Consider the following 15,482-nt stretch of genomic DNA (forward strand, 5'->3'; position numbering starts at 1 on the left):
AGTGCGGGTGTCGTCGGTCATCGTGGGGCGCACGGGCCCCTTCACAGGGCAGATCGCGGTGCTGGGCACCGCGCCCCTGCGGTTCGGGCGCAAGAGCGACAACGACGTGGTCATCGTCAGCGCCAGCGCCTCGCGCCTGCACGCCGAGATCGTCGCGGAGGGTGACGCGTACGTCCTGCACGACCGCGGCAGCAGGAACGGGACCTACGTCGACGACCGCCGCGTCACCCGGCAAATACTCAGCGCGGGCGACATCGTCAGGATCGGTGACGAGACCTTCCTCTTCGAGACGCAGGAAGCCCTGGAGACGGTCATGGACCTCTCCCGGCTCGATCCGTCCCCCGACCCGTCCGCGGCCGATCCCGGCCTCCTGCGGGTCACGGTCGCCGGCGGCGGTCCGGTCGGTCTCGCCTTCGCCCTGTTGCTGGAGGACGCGCTGCCGGGCCGGGTGGCCGTCACCGTGTACGACGGGCGGTGGATCGCGGCCGGCCCCTCGGTGGCGTGGAAGGACGAGACGCACGGCAACGCCCGCCGTCGGCAGGTCGTGACCGTCCAGAGCAGGCAGTACCTCGCGCTGACCGAGGAGATGCGGTCCGCGCTGTTCGGCGAGGGCCACTTCTCGGAGATGTGGCCGGTCGGACCGGACTCCGTCGACGGCGAGCCGCCCCGCAACATCCGCATCGCCCATGTCGAGGACCGGCTGCTGGAACTGGCCCGCGCCAAACCGGCGATCCGCCTCGTGCCCCGCCGTTTCGACCCCGCGGAGCAGGAAGAACGCCTCGCGCACGAACACGTCCTGGCGATCTGCGAGGGCGGACGCTCCCGGACCCGCGAGCACTTCGGAGACCGCTTCGGCGCGGCCGACGCCTCCGTCTACTCCCTCGACGGCGAGCACCTCCAGGACGTGGTGCTCGGCCTGCGCGTCAAGTCCTCGCTCACGGACCCGATGAGCGTGCTGCTGACCGTGGCGCAGAACAGGTTCCTGCTCAACTCGCTGCGCGGCGAGGGCTTCCTGAACATGCGGCTCACCCGTGACGAGGCCCGCAACGTCGTCGGCATCGACCCCGTGCGCCAGGTCTTCGAGGAGTGCATCGCCGCGCGCCCCTGCGTGATGAGCCGCCACGACGGCAACGAGTTCGTCTGCCCCACCCACGGCACCCTGTTCCTGCCCGCCCTGCTGCGCGGTTCGCCGCTGTGGAAGCGGATCGAGGAAGGCCTGCGGTTGTTCGGCGTGGCCGAGGACGACCTGAGCGCCGTCACCTCGTTCCGCCTGGACATGGTCCAGCGCCCCCGCTTCACCGCACAGCTCAGCCGCGCCACCGCGACGACCCCGGGCACCTACGGCTTCCTGCTGGGCGACGCGGCCAACGCCATCCACTTCTGGCCCGGACGCGGACTCAACAGCGGCCTCGCCTCCGCCGTGTCCCTGGCCCGCTCGCTCGGCCGGGCCTGGCGGGGCCGGCCCCTGCGCGACGCCGACTTCATCCGGCACGAGGCCGCGATGTCCATGCTCCAGTACCGGCACAAGAGCCGGGCCTGGAACGCCATGGTCACCACCGACGAGCAGGGCGTCACCCGCGCCATCAAGGACGTCATCGCCCGCAGCATGGAGCAGGACCCGGCAACCGGCGCGGCCGGGCCCGAGACGGGGCAGTCCGACCTGGACGCGCTGCTGGAGCGGATGCGCGCGATCCGCGAACGCCTCGCACCCCGTCTGCCGGGCATGCCCACCGACGAGGAACTACGCGACCACCTCGGCACGCTCCAGCCGACGACCCTGCGCACGCTGTGCGACAGCGGCGCGTGGGACACGCTGATCGTCGGCGGCGAGGAGGCGGACATCGACCTCTTCTACCAGTCGGACGCCCCCGTCCACGTCTCCCTACCCCAGGACCCGCGGGTCGCCCCGGAGTTCCGGGCCGGCGCCCCGCAGGACCCGCGCGTCGCCGGTCGCGAGCCAGGTGCCCCGGAGCCGGCCCTCGGCTGACCGGACGAACCATCCGGGGCCTTCGGACCGTGCATCCCACGTAGGAGAACCGGCGCGGTGCCGGACCACGCGCCGGACCGCTCGGACCCAGACTCGAGCCCGGCCCTCAGCGGGGCGGAGCGGTGCCGGAACCCGGTGTGGGCGCCGGGTCGATCCGGATCGTCGCGGCCCGTGCCTCCGGGCTGGTGACGAGGGCGTCGGCGAGCCGGCCGTACTTGGCGCGGAAGGCGGCGTCGATCCCGGGGGAGAGGGCGAGGCCTCGGGTCTCCAGCAGGACGTCCCGGCTGACACCGGCCACCAGGATCCGTCCGCGGCCGCGGTCCCGCGCCGCCCGGTACCAGCGGGAGCGGACTCCCCGGTAGGCGCGGACGTACAGCTCGCCGTCGACGACCACCATGCCGATCTCCACGCCCTCGCGGCCGCCGTCCCCGGCGGTCAGGACGAGGGCGTTGGTCTCGGAGAGCAGGGCTTGGTCCTCGGGTGTCCAGACGCTCATCGGGTCAGGTCCTCCGTCCGTTCGGGGCCGGGCTCCTGCGCGGTCCAGGAGGTGAGGATGCGCAGGGCGTCGTGGGAGGGGCTGCCGGGCTCGGCGGTCAGCACCATCAGGCGCTGTCCGGAGCCGTCGGGGCTGCCCCAGGTGTCGCAGTCGAGGGTGAGGTCGCCGACCAGGGGATGCCGGTAGTGCTTGGTGCCGTAGCCGGCGCTGGTGACGCGGTGTTCGGCCCACCAGATGCGGAAGTCTGGGTCCCGCACGGACAACTCGCCGACGAGACGGGCGAGTTCGGGGTCGTCAGGGTCGGCGGCGGCCTCCATGCGCAGCGCGGCCACCGCGTCGCGGGCGTCGTGCGCCCACTCCCGGTGCATCTCCCGGACCGCCGGGGCGGTGAAGAGCAGGTGCACATAGTTCCGGCGGGCCGGCGGGAGCGCGGCGAAGTCGGTGTAGAGGGCCGCGGCGGCCGGGTTCCAGGCCAGCACGTCCAGGCGCTTGCCGAGCACGAGCGCGGGCGCCTGGGCGAGCTGGTCGAGCAGGCGGCGCATGGCGGGCCGCAGGCGCTGGGCGGTCCGGCGACGGCGCGGCCGGTCGTCGGCCCGGCCCGCGAGTTCGTACAGATACCGCTTCTGGTCGTCGTCGAGGCGCAGGGCGCGGACCAGGGTGCCGAGGACAGGGGCCGAGGCCCGGACCCGGCCCTGTTCCAGCCGGGTGTAGTAGTCCACGCTGATCGCGGCGAGCCGGGCGACCTCCTCGCGGCGCAGCCCCGCGACCCGGCGCGCGGAGCCCGTCTCGGGCAGGCCGCACTCCTGCGGCGTCAGCTGCGCCCGACGGGCCCTGAGAAAGGCGCCGAGGTGGGAAGGGGATGCCGAATTCATGCTCTCCAGTGTCGGGCCCGCACCCCGATGGCGACACATGTGTGAGGGGGCAGGTTCCTTCCCGGGCAGGAACTCACCTTGCCTGCAGAGGGCCCGCGAAGGACTTGCGCAGGGACGAAGGGGCGGCGAGGGGGAGCAGTGAGGCGAGCATCTTGCCCTTGAAGGTGCTCGGCTCCCGCGTCAGCTCGACGTCGACCCGGGTGCCGTCACCCTCGGGGGTCATCCGGAAGACCCAGCCGCCGCCGGCTCCGAAGAGCTTGGAGTCGAGGGTGGTGATGGTGACCGTGTCACCGTCCGGCTCCCACTCGTAGCGTGCGCGCTCCCAGGCGGCGGCGGTGCCTTCGGTGACCTCGGCCCAGGTGTCGCCGAGGCCGTGGACCTCGAAGTGTTCGGCGTCGATCGTGGGCCAGGCCTTCGCCCGGGAGGGGCTGAAGTCGGTCAGCACCTCCAGCACGTCCTTGGGGCTGAGCGTGGAGACGAGATGGAACCGTACGACTGCCATGGGGGCTTCCTCACCGAGAAGTAACTGTTCTGACCGGTGACGAGAGATTCCCATGGGCTCGCGTCACCTGTCAAGGCGGTTACTCTGGAAGGGTGTTCACTGTCCGGCCAGGAGGATGACGTGAGACATGTGTTTCCGTGCGGGACGACCACCCTCGACTTCGTGGGCACCCTCCAGGAACGGCGTGCGCCCGTTCCGATCGAGCGGATCGGCTCCCCGGGGCTGCTCGACTCCTGGTTCGTGGAGTCCGGGCTGCTCGACGAGCGGCCCGGATCCGGCCCCGCGGACCTGCGCGCGGCCCTGGAACTCCGAGAGGCGATCCACCTGCTGGTGCGGGCTCGTCTCGCCGGCGGCCCCCTCCCCGCCCGGGCGGTCACCGCGGTGAACCGGCGGGCCGCCGGAGCGCCGGTGGCCATGAGGCTGGGGCCCGGCGGCACGAGCCGTTCCGGTACGGCCGCCCAGGCCCTGGCCGACCTCGCCCGCGAGGCGGTCGAGATCATCGCGGGCCGGGAGGCGGCGCTGCTGCGCGAGTGCGGGCGCCCCGACTGCACATACGTCTACCTCGACCGCTCCCGGGGCCGCCGGAGGGAATGGTGCGCGATGCAGACCTGCGGGAACCGCGTCAAGGCGGCCGCCCTGCGGGCACGTCGCCGACGGTGAAGGCCGTGCGCCCGAACTGCCGCGCATCCGCGTCCGGGCGGGGGCGGTCCTGTTGTGCGTCTAAGACGGGGGTGGCCCGCTCGTGCGTCCAGGCGGGGACGGTCCTCTCGTGCGGGACCGTCCCCGCACCCCTCAGGCGCGGTTCTCGGCCTGGAACGTCCAGCTCTGCTTCTCCAGATCGGCGGTCAGGCCGATCAGCAGGTCCTGGGTCACGGCATCCGCCGGGCCGGTCTCCTCGATGCGCTTCCGCACCCCTGACCCCCAGCGCGGCGGCGCGTTCGGCCACCGTGTCGGCGTAGTCGCGCGCGGTGGTGACCACTTTCCGCATTCTCGAGGCCGCAGGTGTGCTGTGGATCAGTCGTTTGACTGCCGCCTGGGGAGGACGGGATGAGAGGAACATCCCGTTCGCGCTCACGCATCAGGGACCGAAGGGACCGCCTTGCCGTCACATGACCGACGACCATGGGGGTCTCAGTCGAGGACCCTCAGCGCCCCGGCGACGGCCGGTTCCAGGAACGCCCGATCGGCGCGCGCCTGGCTCATGACGTGCAGGCCCTGGATGAACGTCGTGAGGAAGCGGGCCAGTTCCACCGGACTGCGCTCGCCGGCCAGCTCCCCCCGTACCCGGGCGCGTTCCAGTGCCTCGGTCAGCACTGCCTCCACGGCGGTCATGGCCGTGCGCACCTGCTCCATGGTGCCGTCGTGGGCCGCACGTTCGACGGTCGCGTTGACCAGCAGACACCCGCGTTCCGGGTCGGCGGCGTCGGCCGTGACCATCGCGAGCAGCAACCCCCTCAAGGCCGTACGGATGTCGCCTCCCGCCCGCACGTCCCGGTCGAGCGCCGCGACCAGACCCTCGCAGTACCGTTGCAGGGCCTGGGCGTAGAGACCGTCCTTCGAACCGAACGCGGCGTACAGGCTGCCGCTGCCGATGCCCAGCAGCGCCGTCAGCCGTGGCATCGGCGTGGCGCGGTAGCCCAGCCTCCAGAACAGGTCCATGGCCTGCTCCACAGCCGCGTCGGTGTCGAATCCTCGAGGTCGTGCCACACCGAGATCCTTTCGTCGGTCGAGTCGTCAAGCGTGTATGAGGGTCTGGCCGTGGTTCACGGTGCGGCACGGGCGGAGGCGTCGCAGGGACCGGGGTCCGGCCCTGACTCTGACAGGTGCGGCCACCTGGCAGCATGAGTCGATCGACTGCATACGTGAAGCCGTGGGCCGCCTTCCTGCCGTGGCCGGAAGGTCGCGTTCCATATCGATCCGGGCAGGGACATGCCCGGCCGGGTGTGGTGGGGTTAGCCTCGACGCCATTGACGGCAACAGCCCGAGGACCAACATGCAGGTGCACCTGAACCCCCCGCTGGAGCCCGCTAGCGCGCCCCGGCATGCCGCAGCCATCGTCGCGGCCGCGGCCGACATCAGCGGTGCAGAGCTGGACTACAGTCCGGAGAGCATCGATCTGGTGGAGGACATCGTCGACGGCTTCCGGGCCGAAGGTGTGACCGGCGAGGACATGGCGGAATCCCTTGTCGCCTTCGGCTGTTACGTCGGCGAGATCCTGACGCGCCACATCGGCGGAGCCTGGCGGCACGCCCCGGCCGCTCACCCCACGACCGCCCCCCTCGTCGTGGAGCTGCCGGACGCACGGGAGTGCCACCCGATCGACTGGGTCTTCAGCCGTCTGGAGTACGGAGCCGACGTCAGCATCCGTGACCTCTACGCGGCGGCAGGTGCGGACAGCGCGTTCCCGGACGAGCGGACATGAGGGTGAGCACGTGTGCCGGTTTCCGGTACGTATGCGTGACTCGGGTGAGGGTGTGCACGGACGGGCAGGGCGGTGAACGCGCATGTGGGAGGTGAGCATGCGCACGCGAGGACGCCTGCGGACGCGACCGCGGTGCGCCGGGGGAGTGCGGGAGGGCACGGAATGAGCGCGCACATCGGCTCGGACGGCGTCGGTGCGGACGACACCTGCCTGGTCGGCCGGGAGCGGGAACGGGAACTGGTGGCCGCACTGCTGACGGCCCTGCCCCGGGGCGGCGGGCGGGTGCTCCACCTGAGCGGTGCTCCGGGCACGGGCAAGTCCGCCGTCATCCGCTTCGCCGCGGCGGCGGCCGTGCGCCAGGGCATACGTGTGCTGTCGACGGCGTGGGCGCCCGGCGAGCGAGGACTGCGGCACGCCGCGCTGCACGGCCTCCTGCGTCCCGTCCTGGCGCAGGTCCCCGACCTGCCGGACCGCGAACGCGCCGTACTGGACTCCGCGTTCGGGGGCGTCCCGGCCATGCCGGCCCCCGCGCAGCCGACCCCGCCGGCTCCCGCGCGACTGGCCGCGGCCGCGGTGCGCCTGCTCGCCATGACGTCGGAACCGGTGCTGCTGTGCGTGGACGACCTCGACCGGCTCGACGCCGCGAGCCGTGACACCCTGCGCGCCCTGGCCCGGCTCTGCGACGAGACACGGGTGGGCATGATCGTCGCGGAGCGCGCCGCCCCCGTCGCCTGGCCTGGTCCGAACGCACGCACGGTGACCCTCGGGAGCCTGCCCTCTTTTCAGGCCCGCGCACTGGTCGCTCGTGCCGGCCGGGCCACCGGGTACGCCGAGGAGCAACTCGTCCTCGCCGTGGCGCGGGGGAACCCGCTCGCCCTGACCGAACTCTCCCTGGGCGGTGGCCATCTCGGGGACGCGGCGGGCTTCGGCATGCTGCCGGCGACGTCCCGTCTGGCCGAGGCGTACGCGGAGGACGTGGAGGTGTTGTCGGCACCAGCCCGCGGTGTACTGCTCACGGCGGCGCTGAGCGCCTCGCCGGTCACGCGGGACATCCTGCGCGCCGGCACCTTGCTGCTGGGCAGCAGCCACGCGGCTCGAGCGGGCCTCGCGGAGACGATCGCCCGCGGACTCGTCGTCGAGTCGGCCGGAGCGGTCGAGTCGGTGGGAGCCGTTGAGGCCGACGGCGGTACGGGAGATGTCGAGTCGGCCGAAGTCGTTGAAGCGGTCGGGGCGGTCGGGGCCCTTCGAACCGCTGAGGTCGTCGGAGCCGGCGGAGGCGCCGGGTCGGTCGGGGCCGTTGAGTCGGCCGAGGTCGTCGAACGGGTCGGTGCCGTCCGTGCTGTCGAGCCCGGCGAGGCCGGCAAGCCCGTTGAGGCCGTCGAAGCCATCGAGGCCGTCGAAGCCATCGAGTCGGCCGAAGCCGTCGAACCGGTCCGAGGGGCCGGGGCCCTTGGAGCCGCTGAGGTCGTCGTAGCTACCGGCGCGGACGAGCCGGCCGGAGCCGTAGAGGCCGTCGGAGTGGTCATGGCGGCCGGAGCCATGGAGCCGGGCGGTGCCGTCGAGCCCCGCGAGGAGGACCGTCGGCTGTGCTTCCCCGAGCCGCTGGTCCGTCCTGCCGTTCTGCGCCTGGAGTCGGCGGCCCGGCGCCTGGCCGCTCACGCCGCGCTCGGGCGGAGTCTCAGCAGCCTTCCCCACGCCGCCTGGCACGCGGCCCAGTGCGCGGCGGGCCCCGACGAGGAACTCGCGCGGCGGCTGGAGTCGCTGGCGGCCGGCCCCCGTTCGGACACCGCCGTGCTCCTGGCCCTTGCCGCGCTGGAACGCGCGGCCCGCCTCTCCCCGGACCCGGAACGGCGGGCGGCCCGGCTGCTGCGCGCCGCCGAACTCGCCTGCGACCACGGGCTGGTGGACCAGGCGCTCCGGTACGCCCGCCAGATCGACCCGACCGAGCTGGGGACGTTCGGACGTGCCCTGCTGCTCTGGGTGCACGACCTGCTCCCGGGCAGCAGCGCGGTCGGCCGGGACCGGATCGCCGAACTGTGCGAGGCGGCGCGCGCCGTCGCCGCGCAGGACCCCGCGCTCGCGCAGAAACTGCTGCACGCGGCGGCACGCAGATGCTGGTGGCACCAGCCCGGATCCGGCGAACGCCGCGTGGTCCTGCGGGCGTTCGAGGACCTGCGGTCCGGGCCCAGGGACGCACGGGACCTCGCCGTCATGGCGCTGACCGACCCACTGTCGACGCCGCGCGTGATGGCCCCACACCCCTCCACCGGGCCGTCCGACGCCGCGGCTCGGAACTCCGCCCCTGAACTGTCCGATGCGGCGGCCGGGCACTCCGCCCCGCTCCCCGCCCCCCGACTGCCCGACGGTGATGAGCAGATGCTGGTCGGGCAGGTTGCGCATCTCAGTGCCGATCTCGAGCGGGCGGCGTCGCTTCTCGCGGAGGCGGAGGCGGTTGTTCGTGCCGGTGGGCGGTACGGAAGGCTGCCGCAGATCCTCGTACCGAGGGCGATGGGGCTGATCTGGCTCGACACCCAGTGGCAGACCGCCCAGGCACTGGCCGAGGAGGGCCGGATGGTCGCCGAGCGGACGGGGCAGCCCGACTGGGCGGCGAGGGCCGCCGGCACGCTGGGCATTCTCGCGGCCTTGCGGGGACACCACGACAGGGCGCTGGAGTGCGCTGCGGAGGTCGAGGAGGCTTCCCTGCGCCTCGGTCAGAACCGGCAGCTGAACCTGGCCGCGCTGGCCCGCGCGCTCACCGCGTCCGGCACGGGCCGCTACGCGGAGGCCCACACCCGACTGCGCTCCCTGTTCGCGGACCCGGCGACACCGTACGCCTTCGAGCAGTTCTGGGGGCTCGCCTTCCTGGCCGAGGCGGCGCTGCCCGCCGGAGAGCAGGCCGACGCCAGGGCCGTCGTCGAGCACGTCACGGCCCTGACGAAGGCGGGGCGCGCACCCCTGCTGCGACGGATCCTGGCGTACGCCGACGCGGTCCTCGCCCCGGACGACGAGGCGGAAGCCCGCTACCGCCGGGCACTGCGGCCCGGGGCCGAGACCTGGCCACTGCTGCACGGCATGACCCAGTTCGGCTACGGAGCCTGGCTCAGGCGCCGGCGCCGCGTCACCGAGTCCCGCACGCCGCTGGCCACCGCCGAGGCCGTGTTCCGGGCCCTGGGAGCCCTGCCCCGCGCGGAGCAGGCGGCATCCGAACTCAGGGCGACGGGCCAGGCTGCGGACGGGCACTCCCGCGGGGACGACATCGCCCGCGCGCTGTCGCCGCAGCAACTCACCATCGCCCGCTTGGCCGCCCGCGGCCTCACCAACCGTGCCATCGGAGAACAACTGCGCCTGTCACCCCGTACCGTCGCCTCGCACCTGTACCAGATCTTCCCGAAGCTGGGCGTCACCTCCCGCGCACAGCTCGCCGCGAGGTTCGGCGAGAAGTGAGTTCCCGCGAGAAGTGAGGCCCGGCCGACGTCAGGCCGCGTGACGGTCCCGCAGCACCTCGGCGAGCTGCGCCCGCGCCGTCACACCCAGCCGGGGGAAGATGCGGTAGAGGTACGCCCCGATGGTCCGCGGCGACAGACCGAGCCGTTCGCCGATCTCACGGTTGGACAGCCCGTGCCCGGCGAGTTCGGCGATCCGCAGCTCCTGGGGGGTGAGCAGGTCGCGGGCCGCGGCCGGCCGGAGCGTGCCCGGGGTGCCGCTGTCCGCGCGTTCCCCGGAGGCCCGCAGCTCCGCGGCGATCCGCGCGGCGCGTGCTTCGGCACCCAGCATCGTGAAGCCGGCCGCCGCCCGGTGCAGGGCGGCACGGGAATCGGCGAACTGCCGCCGGCGCCGCAGCCGCCGCCCCTGGGCCAGACGCAGCGGCGCCTCCAGGCACGGCCAGCGGGACAGGCCCTCGGCGAAGGCCCGTTCGGGCAGTGCCTGGGCGTCCTCGTCGTCCGCGAGGACGGCGCGCGCCACCGCCAGCCGGGCGGCGACCACCGGCGCGCACTGCGCACCCAGTTCCGCTTCGACGCGGTCGAGCGTCGCGAGCGCCTCCTCGGAGGCGTTCTCGGCCTCGGCTGCCTCCGCGAAGGGCACCAGGGCGAACAGGGCCGCCGGGCGGGTGTGCGGGCCCGCGAGAAGGGACGACAACACCGGAAGGGCGGCCCCGAACGCGCCGCCCTCCACCAGGGCACAGGCCGTGCCGACCGCGAGCACCGCGTCGATCGAACGCACCGAGCGCCGGGCCGCCTCCAGGTCGGCGGCACCGGCCGGACGTACCGTGCCGCCGGTGCGCAGACCTCGTACGAGATCCTCCAGAAGGCGGGCGGCTGCCGCGTGATGGCCCTGGCCGTACACCTCGGCGAGTTCCGCGCACCGCCGGAACGCGTGGCCGCCCTGGCCGTGGTCGGCCATGGCCAGGTGGGCCAGCCCCTGCCGGAGCAGCACCCGGGGCAGCTGGTCGGGCAGGTCGTGGAAGCGGTGGCGGCGCTCCGCCTGCCGGTACAGGTCCAGCGCCCGCAGTGGGTCACCCGCCAGCAGCGCGGACTCACCCAGGCGTTCGAGGTCGCGTACGGGCACCTCGGCCAGGTGCCGGACGGCGGACACCCCCGCGAGGACGGTCGCGGCACGGTGGACCGGGCCGGCCGTCGCCATGGCGTGCAGCAGCCGGGGATCGTCCGAGCGGTCCGGCATCCCGTCGAGGAAGGCCAGCAGCGCCTCGGCGCGCTCGTCGTCGCCCGCGACCGCGGGCGCCGTGATCCGGGCGAGTTCCAGCGCGTTCTCCTGTTCGGCGGCATCGGCCGGCGCGGGCCAGGCGGCGGGGTCGGCCGGCGGCTGCCCGCCGTTCCCGGTCCGTGCCAGGGTCTCGGCGCACAACGTGCCCAGGGGGCCGAGCGGTTGGCGCAGCGCGCGGTGCGCCAGCGTCCGTGTCATGCGCTCCAGGCCGAGGACATGGGCGAGCTGGGCGGCGCGCAGGGTGCAGCGGCCCCGGTCCGCGGGCGTCACGTACAGGTCGGCCGCCCGCCGCAGCAGCCGTACGGCCAGCGGCGGCTCGCACTGCTCCAGCGCGTGGCCGTGCACCGCCTCCAGGCGGCCGGCCAGCTCCGGGTCGCACCCCTGTACCGCCTGGGACCGGTGCCACAGCATCCGTACCGAACCGGGGGCCAGGACGGCGGCCAGGGCGGCGTGCGCGGCACGGCAGCGCCGCGGGTCCGTGCCGTGGACCACCGCCCCCGCCATCGCGGGGTGGCTGAAGTGGAGCCGCATGCCGTCGAACCCCACGAGACCCGCGCGTTCGGCGGGTTCCAGCGCCGCGAAGCCCAGCTCGGTGCCCGCGATCCGTGACGCGGCCGACAGCAGCCGCGGGAGGTCCCCCGCCGGGTGCAGCGCCGCCACCAGCAGCAGGTCCCGTGTCCCGGAGGGCAGGCGCGCGGTGCCGGGCGCCATGGCGGCGGCCAGCCGGTCGGACGAGGCGGGCATGCAGGGCAGGGAGTCCTCGGACCGGGCCGGGAGTTCAAGCAGCGCCAAGGGGTTGCCGGCCGCGGTCGCCAGCAGCTCGCGCATGGCCTGCGCGTCCAGGCCCGGACGCCGGGACGCCAGCAACTGGGCGGACTGGGCGGGGGTGAGCGGGCCGAGCGGCAGTGCGGGAAGACCGGCCAGGGGGGCCGGACGGGTGCGGTGCGGACGGGAGGTCATCAGCAGGGCCATCGGGTGGCCGCCCCCGGCCCGCCGGGCGACGAACGTCAGCACGTCCCTGCTGGGTGCGTCCAGCGCGTCCCAGTCGTCGACGGCGACCAGGAGGGGCTGCCCGGCGCGGCCGACCGACTCCAGAACGTCGAGTACGGCGAAGGACAGCCAGGACCGCCCGCCCGGCGCGGGGGCGCCGTCGACCAGCACCCGCTCCACGGCGTCGAGCGGCCCGGGGGCCGGTGACCGGCGCGGGCCCGCCAGGACCGGCCAGACGACCTGGAGCAGGCCGGACAGGTCGGGCGGGTTGCTGCCCCGGATGCCGGCGCAGCGCAGGACGCGCATGCCGGTGGCCGTCGCCTCGTGGACGGTGGCCTCCAGCAGCGCCGACTTGCCCGCACCGGCGTGCCCGGACACCACCCGGGCCGCTCCGTGGGCCGTCGCCTCGCACAGGAAGTCCTTCAGCGCCTGCAGTTCCGGGTCGCGGCCGACGAGCCCCGGGGCGCCCGGCAGCGCCCCGCGAAGGGGGGTGACGAGCGACAGCGCGGGCTGCGCCGACTCCTCGACCGCGGCGAGAGGGGAGAGCCTGGTCTGCGCGTTCATCGATGCCCCCTGTTCCGTGCGAACGATCCCATCCGTTCAGGGGAGCGCTCCCGTGCCTGCTCCCATCCCACTGGAGCGGAGGCTGCGGAACCAGGCAGTTCGCATGCAGCTTGCCCGGCTGCGGGAAGAATCCCCAGGCAGCGGGCGTGCGTCGGCGTCCCTCCGGACGGCAGGCGCCTCGCGCCGGGGCATCGCGGTGCCGTACGCCGAGGCGGGTCGGCTGAGGCCTGCGGGGAGGGCGCCGTGTGTCGAGGCGGGTCATGTTCAGCCTGCGGGGAGGGTGCCGTGTGTCGAGGTGGGGCATGTCCAGCTTGCTGGGAGGGCGTCGTGCGGTCGCGGGTCATGCCACGCCTGCCCCGTGGGCGCCGTCCGTCGGGGACGGGTCGGGTTCAGCCTGCTGGGAGGGTGTCGTACGCCGAGGCGGGTCGGGTTCAGCTTGCTGGGAGGGTGCCGTACGCCGAGGCGGGTCGGCTGAGGCCTGCGGGGAGGGCGCCGTGTGTCGAGGCGGGTCGGGTTCAGCCTGCGGGGAGGTTGCCGTCCGTCGGGGGCGGGTCGTGGCCGGCCTGCGCGGAGGGTGTCGTGCCGTCGCGGGTCGTGTCAGGCCCGCGCGGAGGGTGCCGTGCCGACGCGGGCCGCGTCAGGCCTCCTCGGCGGGTGCCTCGGGAGCGTCCAGGGCCCGCGCGTTGGCCCGCATCCGTGCTGCGCGCGGACTGTGGATCGCGCTCAGCAGATCGGCCGCCCGCAGCCAGCTCTCCCGCGCCCCCGCACGATCCCCCCGTTCCTGTTGCGCCGTCGCGAGGTGGTCGAGCACCTCGGCCTGGTTGTAGCCGTCGAAGGCCTCCCCGTAGAGCCGCAGCGACTCCTGGTAGTCCGCCATCGCGGCGTCGAGATCGCCGAGGCGTTGCCGGGCGTAGCCCATGGTGTCCCGGGCGGCGGCCTCGATACGGAGGTTGCCGTACCGCCGCAGCAGGGGGACCGCCTCCTCGCACAGGGCGATCGTCTCCTCGTACCGGCCGAGCAGGGCGAGATACCAGCCGACCGCGTTCATCTCGCGGGCCGCGGCTCCGTCGTCCCCCTGCGCGCGGTAGATCTCCAGCGCCCTGCGGGCATGGTGCAGGGCCTCGGCGTGGCGTTTCTGACGACCGCGCACCCAGCCGATGCTCCGCTCGGTGGCCGCGCGCTCCTCCGGATCCAGCCGGTGCAGCAGCCCGAGCAGCGTCTCGACCTGCCGGTCGGCCTCGTCGGACTGGCCCGTCTCGGCCAGCGCGCGGGCGAGAGACCCGGAGTTCCGCGCGATGGCGGCCGGCTCGTCCAGCAGCAGCGCGGCGTCCAGGCCGATGCGTTTGGTCTCGATCTCCTCCGTCCAGCGGCCCATGATGGAGTAGTAACTCACCCAGTCCTGCGTGTTCATGCGGAACCACAGCAGCCGCGGATCGTCGAGGGAGCGCAGCGCCGCCGCGACCGTCGACTCCTCCTGGCGGAACCAGTCCAGCGCCTGCTCGCGGGAGCCGAGAAGGACGCGCGCCACCCCTTCGGCCGGAGGATCGACCGACTTGTGCTCGGAGCGCCCCACCAGCCGGCCGGCCACGTGGGCGTTGTAGCGCAGGTAGTCCAGCAGCCGGGTCTCGGCGCCGAGGCGGTCGTCCCGTTCCCGCTCGACGAGTTCGGCGCCGTAGGCCCGCACCAGGTCGTGCAGCACGTACAGCCCCTCCGCGTCCCGGGACAGCAGGTTCGCCGAGATCAGCTCCCGCAGATGCCGCCGGGCCGCCGCCGTCTCCACGCCCGCGAGCGACGCGGCGGCCTCCGCCGACACCGACGGCCCCGGATGCAGCGCCAGACACCGGAAGAACCGCGCGGTCCCGGGTGTCAGGGCCCGGTACGACCACGAGAACACGGCACGGACGTCGACCCGCCGGTCACCGCTGGACAGGGCGTCCAGCCGGAGCCGGGAATCCCGCAGTTCCCGCACCACCGGCCCCAGCGGAACCTGCGGCGACGCGCTCACCTGCGCCCCCACGATCGCCACCGCCAGCGGCAGGTACCCGCACAACTCCACCAGCTCCGACGCCGCCCGGGGCTCCGCCCGGCACCGCTCCTCGCCGATCCTGGCCGCCAGCGCGGTCAGCGCCTCCTCGCGCGTCCACACGTCCAGACCGACCAGCGTGGCGCCCTCGGTCACGGCCAGACCGGACAGCTGACTGCGCGAGGTGACGATGGTCAGACATCCCGCCGACGCCGGCAGCAGCGGCCTGACCTGCTCTTCGTCGCGCGCGTTGTCGAGTACGACGATCAGCCGCCGGGACGCCGTCCGCTCCCGGAACAGCGCCGACCGTTCCTCGGTGCCGCGCGGCACCGAGGAACTGGGTACTCCGAGCGCGTCGAGAAACCCGGCGAGGGCCTCCCCGGGGTCCAGAGGCCGTCCCGAGTCCTCGAAGCCGCGCAGGTTCACATAGAGCTGGCCGTCCGGGAAGCGGTCCGCCACCTGGTGGGCCCAGTGCACCGCGAGCGTCGTCTTGCCGACCCCCGCCATGCCGCCGATCGCGGAGATGACGACATGTGCTCCGCGCCCGGCGACGTGTGAGGTGAGCCGGTGGGCGGCCGCGAGCGCGTCCTTCCGGCCGCGGAACGTCGCGAGGTCCGGCGGCAGCTGCTGCGGGACGTTCGCCGTGCGCCGCATCGACGCCTCGACGAACCGGCGTCGCTCGTGCTCGTCCAGTTCCAGGGCGTCCATCAGCTCGCTCAGCGTCGCCTGCCGCGGCAGGCTCTGCCCGCGTTCCATGTCGCTGATGGCCCGCACACTCACCCCGGACGCTTCGGCCAGGCTCTCCAGCGTCAGCAGCGAACGCTGCCGTGCCGCACGCAACAGCCGGCCGAACTCCGCCTTGTCCATCCCCACCCCCAGTTCTGGAATGGCCATTAAAGCAAGA

General features: G+C 73.9%; 10 protein-coding genes and 1 pseudogene. 4 read left to right on the plus strand and 7 right to left on the minus strand.

The window, feature by feature from the left end; all coding sequences use genetic code 11:
* The first annotated feature begins 7 nt into the window (after window positions 1-7).
* Window positions 8-1,987 (plus strand): FHA domain-containing protein, encoded by a 1,980-nt coding sequence (locus tag ACZ5CW_RS23455; RefSeq protein WP_468604347.1) that lies wholly within the window; start codon window positions 8-10, stop codon window positions 1,985-1,987.
* 106 nt (window positions 1,988-2,093) lie between these two features.
* On the opposite strand, the gene ACZ5CW_RS23460 is transcribed toward ACZ5CW_RS23455, so the two are convergent.
* From ACZ5CW_RS23460 to ACZ5CW_RS23470, 3 genes are all read right to left on the minus strand, one after another.
* Window positions 2,094-2,483, minus strand: coding sequence for a DUF2255 family protein (locus tag ACZ5CW_RS23460; protein ID WP_468604349.1), 390 nt, complete (start codon window positions 2,481-2,483; stop codon window positions 2,094-2,096).
* The gene (locus ACZ5CW_RS23465) at window positions 2,480-3,355 is read right to left on the minus strand and encodes a helix-turn-helix domain-containing protein (RefSeq protein ID WP_468604351.1); all 876 of its coding nucleotides are present in this window, start codon (window positions 3,353-3,355) and stop codon (window positions 2,480-2,482) included. The genes ACZ5CW_RS23460 and ACZ5CW_RS23465 overlap by 4 nt, the downstream gene beginning before the upstream one ends.
* A 73-nt stretch (window positions 3,356-3,428) precedes the next feature.
* Window positions 3,429-3,857, minus strand: coding sequence for an SRPBCC family protein (locus tag ACZ5CW_RS23470; RefSeq protein ID WP_468604353.1), 429 nt, complete (start codon window positions 3,855-3,857; stop codon window positions 3,429-3,431).
* 120 nt (window positions 3,858-3,977) lie between these two features.
* On the opposite strand from ACZ5CW_RS23470, the gene ACZ5CW_RS23475 reads away from it, so the two are divergent.
* Complete coding sequence (locus ACZ5CW_RS23475; RefSeq protein ID WP_468604354.1) at window positions 3,978-4,517, plus strand: CGNR zinc finger domain-containing protein; 540 nt, start codon at window positions 3,978-3,980, stop codon at window positions 4,515-4,517.
* Window positions 4,518-4,649: 132 nt separating this feature from the next.
* Here ACZ5CW_RS23475 and ACZ5CW_RS23480 read toward each other — a convergent pair.
* Together ACZ5CW_RS23480 and ACZ5CW_RS23485 are read right to left on the minus strand one after the other, a co-directional pair.
* Window positions 4,650-4,848, minus strand: a pseudogene (locus tag ACZ5CW_RS23480) (ferritin family protein); the annotation flags it as partial.
* Between the two features lie 140 nt (window positions 4,849-4,988).
* Window positions 4,989-5,564: a TetR/AcrR family transcriptional regulator gene (locus ACZ5CW_RS23485; protein WP_468604356.1), complete on the minus strand. Its 576-nt coding sequence runs from the start codon at window positions 5,562-5,564 to the stop codon at window positions 4,989-4,991.
* Window positions 5,565-5,850: 286 nt separating this feature from the next.
* On the opposite strand from ACZ5CW_RS23485, the gene ACZ5CW_RS23490 reads away from it, so the two are divergent.
* Both ACZ5CW_RS23490 and ACZ5CW_RS23495 read left to right on the plus strand, forming a co-directional pair.
* Window positions 5,851-6,279: a hypothetical protein gene (locus tag ACZ5CW_RS23490; RefSeq protein ID WP_468604359.1), complete on the plus strand. Its 429-nt coding sequence runs from the start codon at window positions 5,851-5,853 to the stop codon at window positions 6,277-6,279.
* Window positions 6,280-6,441: 162 nt separating this feature from the next.
* Window positions 6,442-9,723 carry a helix-turn-helix transcriptional regulator gene (locus ACZ5CW_RS23495; RefSeq protein WP_468604361.1) on the plus strand — a complete coding sequence of 1,094 codons (3,282 nt, stop codon included), beginning with the start codon at window positions 6,442-6,444 and terminating at the stop codon, window positions 9,721-9,723.
* 30 nt (window positions 9,724-9,753) lie between these two features.
* On the opposite strand, the gene ACZ5CW_RS23500 is transcribed toward ACZ5CW_RS23495, so the two are convergent.
* Window positions 9,754-12,555: an AAA family ATPase gene (locus tag ACZ5CW_RS23500; protein ID WP_468604363.1), complete on the minus strand. Its 2,802-nt coding sequence runs from the start codon at window positions 12,553-12,555 to the stop codon at window positions 9,754-9,756.
* A 637-nt stretch (window positions 12,556-13,192) separates the two neighbouring features.
* A complete protein-coding gene (locus tag ACZ5CW_RS23505; RefSeq protein ID WP_468604364.1) occupies window positions 13,193-15,472 on the minus strand; it encodes an ATP-binding protein in 2,280 nt (759 codons plus the stop codon).
* Window positions 15,473-15,482: the final 10 nt, after the last annotated feature.

It is taken from the genome of Streptomyces sp. NPDC031379 (genome assembly GCF_055569615.1).